4 protein-coding genes and 1 pseudogene are annotated in these 4038 nt (G+C 60.7%); 3 read left to right on the top strand and 2 right to left on the bottom strand.

Going from position 1 to position 4038, the window contains the following annotated elements:
* Positions 1 to 86: 86 nt before the first annotated feature.
* Both NKH23_RS34280 and NKH23_RS34275 read left to right on the top strand, forming a co-directional pair.
* Positions 87 to 809 carry a TIR domain-containing protein gene (locus NKH23_RS34280; RefSeq protein ID WP_353036761.1) on the top strand — a complete coding sequence of 241 codons (723 nt, stop codon included), beginning with the start codon at positions 87 to 89 and terminating at the stop codon, positions 807 to 809.
* A gap of 12 nt (positions 810 to 821) precedes the next feature.
* Complete coding sequence (locus tag NKH23_RS34275; protein ID WP_352722127.1) at positions 822 to 1043, top strand: hypothetical protein; 222 nt, start codon at positions 822 to 824, stop codon at positions 1041 to 1043.
* 331 nt (positions 1044 to 1374) lie between these two features.
* On the opposite strand, the gene NKH23_RS34270 is transcribed toward NKH23_RS34275, so the two are convergent.
* Complete coding sequence (locus NKH23_RS34270; protein WP_352722126.1) at positions 1375 to 2430, bottom strand: IS4 family transposase; 1056 nt, start codon at positions 2428 to 2430, stop codon at positions 1375 to 1377.
* Between the two features lie 286 nt (positions 2431 to 2716).
* Between NKH23_RS34270 and NKH23_RS34265 the strand changes: the two are divergent.
* Positions 2717 to 2870: pseudogene (locus tag NKH23_RS34265) on the top strand (efflux RND transporter permease subunit); the annotation flags it as partial.
* A 155-nt stretch (positions 2871 to 3025) separates the two neighbouring features.
* Here the strand turns inward: NKH23_RS34265 and NKH23_RS34260 are convergent.
* On the bottom strand, positions 3026 to 4038 hold a 1013-nt coding region (locus NKH23_RS34260), incomplete at its 5' end, for a calcium-binding protein (protein WP_352917435.1).

Genomic DNA, 4038 nt, shown 5'->3' with positions numbered 1-4038 from the left:
CGCCACATCGGCCACCTCGTTGCGACGATCGAACCCGGCGAATGCAAAAACTACTTCGCAAACGCCGGATACGCTTCCGTCAAAACGTGAAAGACTCTAGTGAGGGAATAGATGAACAAGCCCCGCATTTTCCTTGGCTCGCCGGGAGCGCAGATGAAGCTGGTGCAGGCGCTGACGCCCGGCCTCGAAGACGTCGCGCATGTCGATCCCTGGACGACATCCTTCAATCCGGGCACGACCACGCTGACCGTCTCCTCGAGCTTACGCGTGAAGTGGACTTCGCGGCGTTCGTGTTCGCCCGCGACGACTGGACGACGGCCAGCCTGCCCGCTTCCCCTCCCGCTGGTTCCGGCCAGGCTTCTCCGCGCGACAATGTCGTCTTCGAAGCCGGTCTTTTCAGCAGCGTCCTCGGCTTGCGCCGAACTTTCATACTGCATGCGAGCGGTTCGAAGCCTCCGACCGATCTCCTCGGATTGACGTGCGTACGATATGGCGAAGCGACAAACGCTGCCGAGATGCGGACCATCAACCAGAAGCTTCGAAAGGCCATCGAGAGCGAGGGCCGCCTCGCACGCATTGAGGGCCTGTGGTGGCAATTCTCCCTCTCGGCGCGCGGCCCGCGAGAGCCTTCCGCCGTAAGGCCTCCTGCGCATCTCGCGAGCCCTCGACGGTACGCTGGAGCTGCGTGGCCGCTCATGGCAGGAGGACGGCACTCTGTCCGCCAGATACTGGAGCGAAGCCCTGAAGGAGAGGAAGGAGCCTGCCGGCGTTTTCTACTACTGGAACGGAGAACGGCCCCGCGACCCTAATGCACCGCAAAATTGTACGGTACGGGAGAGATCCTGCTGGAGTCCGTCGATCGCGCCGCCGGGTATTTTACGACCCGTTCGGATGGCCCCGAGGGCGTGAACGCGCGGACGTCCGGTGTCTACCTGCGCGCCGATCCGGCGGATTTGGCCATCCTGGACGGAAACGACGATCGCCAGCGCGCGGAGTTGATCGCAGAGCGGCTGGCGCGCTGGAAGTCGATCGCGATCGCCTGAAATCAGGCGTTCGGCATCTCCTTCGCCCACCACGGGACAAGCCACCAGCGGCCTTGCCGGAGCTTATGGGCGCTGTTCTCGCTAGCTGTCACGAACGGGCACTGGATCGGTCGGAGCGACGTTGTAGGATAACATCACACGATATCCCTGCTGCCAAAGAGATCCAACACAGTTTATGACGCAGTAGAGCTAGTGCATCGCTCGAAAAAGTGATCACCGGTTTTTCGAACAAAGCGATGCGCAAACAAGAAGCTACAGTGGTGTCGCGTGATCTCGTTCACGGTACACGACTCAGGCGTGTTTTGAGACCGTAATCGATCTTCGGGGTGCTTTAGCGAGCCATGCATGGGCAGCTGCTTTGGGGCTGTTGAGTATCCAGTTCCTCCAGCGCGTCGAGACCGATACGGAACCACGACTTCTCCAGTCTACCGTGGCTTTTGCGCGGTATGGCCTTCATGCCATGGGTCTGGGTGGCGCATCGATAGGCCCATGTGATGGCGAGCATGACGACGACGATGAGGCTTGCGAGCTTCTCGGGATTGGTGATGTGGGTGTCCTCGAGATTGAGGCCTCGTGTCTTGGTATCACCGAACAGGCATTCGATACCCCACCGCTTTCGGTAGTCGTTGAGGGGCTGCTTCGGATCGGGGCGATTGGTGGCCACGATCAGCCATTCGCCGTTGCCAAGGCGTTTGGCGGCAAGACGAAGAGGCTCGCGCGTGGCGCCTACTGTGCCGTTGATGTGCCCGACGAGGGTTGCGCATCGGGCCCGCCTGCGCCGCAAGAGCGTGGCGAGCGACCATGCGCGACCGTCCTCGAGGGTAACGGTCATGTCGACCTTCACCCGGATGGCAAAGGGGATATTGTTTTCGTTGAGGAAATCCATACATTCGGCGCCGATGAACTCACGGTCGGCGAGCAGGCAGCGGATGGAGGCAGCAGGAAACAGGCTAAGATAACGGCGCGGCAGTGCGATGCGGTGACCCGTGTCGGAGTTGGCCTGATGCGGTAGCAAGGCAAACAGCAGCGGCACCCGGAAGTGCCTTGTGACGATCGCCAACATCAGGATGTTGATGTCGCGCGATCCAAGCTTCCAGTTGGTGCGATCGAGCGCCAGATACTTTGGTCGCTCCAGGTTGAGCATGTGCACTACGAGCCGCGCCGCCACGGCCTGGTCGAGCCGGACGAACTGGAAGAACCGCTGTAGCCGCCGATATTTCGAGGCATGGCACGCCGGGCCGCACAGATGCACGGCCAGATGCGAAAGGTTGACGCTGCGAGACTGGGCAAGCCCGGCGATCAGCGCTGCAAGCGTCACAAGCCGGCTCTTGCTCAATGCAAAGTGCCAACCTAACGTCTCGATGAGAGCGGAATGAATCAGTGGCATGGGCGAAGATCCTTTTGCTGAGGAATCCCGTTCTCACCCTGACTGTCGTGTACCGTGAGATCTCGTTTTCACGCGCACCGCCGTAGGCGCCGGATCAGATCACGAAAAAATCGTCGGCCAGCAGCGTCGGCCTGTTCGTCAGCGTCGCGAGCTGTGTCACGCCGCCTGCGACGTTTCCGTTGGAATCATAAAACAACGCACCCGTAACCTTGTCATAGACGATGTGGTCGTCGGCGTCGTGCGCCCTAGTTCCAGCGAAGAAATACCTTGGCTCGAGGGCTCCGGTGGCTCCAAGCCCCTGCATGCCGCATTGAAGGGCGCGTGCGAAATCGGCTTCACGGTTTTGTCGATCAGCATTTCGCTCGTCGCGGTGTTCATCCCGCTCTTGCTGATGGGCGGCATTGTCGGCCGTCTGTTCCAAGAGTTCGCCACCACGGTAAGTGACGAACTGTATCTGGGGAGCGTCCTCGATACCGCTACAGTCCATGCCAGCACATCTGCACTTAACGAAAGAGGCTGGCGGGGTGCTGGTTGTCCACTTGGTCCTTGTTCGTCACAGCAGCGCCTCGCGCGATGTCGCTTCCCCGTCGGTTCTTCAGGTCACGTAGAAGGAGGCTGCCGAGAGAGATGGGGGGAAAAGCGTGGCGAACTGTGTTTGAGCTGTGCCGCCGATCCCGTCGCTGTCGAAAGAGAGCGCCCCGGTTGCACTATTGTAGATGATATGATCGGAACTGTCGTGCGCTGCCGTCCCGGCATAGAAAGCAGCCTGGGAAAGCGCCCCAACCGGAAGCCCTTTGAAAATGCCATCGTCGAGGTGGATCTTGTCCTGCGAGGAGTTGAAGTCGGTAATCCTGTCGACATTGCCGCTGCTAAGGGTGCTATTGAAGACGAAAGTGTCGTTGCCGCCAAAGCCGGTCAGCGTATCGGCGCCACCGCCGCCGTTGATCACGTTGGCGCCGGCATTGCCCTGGATGGTTTGGGCGAACGCATTGCCGGTGAGGTTGATTGCCGTCGTGCCGGACGCGTTGGTGGTGGCAAGAAGTTCAATCTCCGAGCCGGCCGAAAGCGCATAGCTCACAGAGGTCCACACCCTGTCGTGACCGCCGCCCGAAGCCTCGTTTACCTTGTCGCCGGCATTGTCGACATAGTAGGTGTCGTTGCCGCCATAGCCGGTCATCGTATCGGCGCCGCCGCCGCCGTTGATCACGTTGGCGCCGGCATTGCCCTGGATGGTTTGGGCGAACGCATTGCCGGTGAGGTTGATTGCCGTCATGCCGGACGCGTTCATGGTGGTGAGAATCTCGACCTGAGAGCCGGCGGAAAGCGCATAGCTCACTGAAGCGAAAACCCTGTCGGTGCCGCCGCCCGAAGCCTCGTTTACCTTGTCGCCGGCATTGTCGACATAGTAGGTGTCGTTGCCGCCATAGCCGGTCATCGTATCGGCGCCGCCGCGGCCGTTGATCACGTTGGCGCCGGCATTGCCCTGGATGGTTTGGGCGAGCTCGTTGCCGGTGAGGTTGATTGCCGTCGTGCCGGACGCGTTGGTGGTGGCAAGAAGTTCAATCTCCGAGCCGGCCGAAAGCGCATAGCTCACAGAGGTCCACACCC

It is taken from the genome of Mesorhizobium sp. M1328 (genome assembly GCF_040318075.1).
GTDB lineage: Bacteria > Pseudomonadota > Alphaproteobacteria > Rhizobiales > Rhizobiaceae > Mesorhizobium.
Note: the sequence above shows the minus strand (reverse complement) of the source record. Positions and strands in the feature narration are given on the sequence as shown.

Excerpts from the sequence above, each read along its gene's own strand:
- NKH23_RS34270 (WP_352722126.1), bottom strand. The coding sequence starts at position 2,430 with ATGCCACTGATTCATTCCGCTCTCATCGAGACGTTAGGTTGGCACTTT.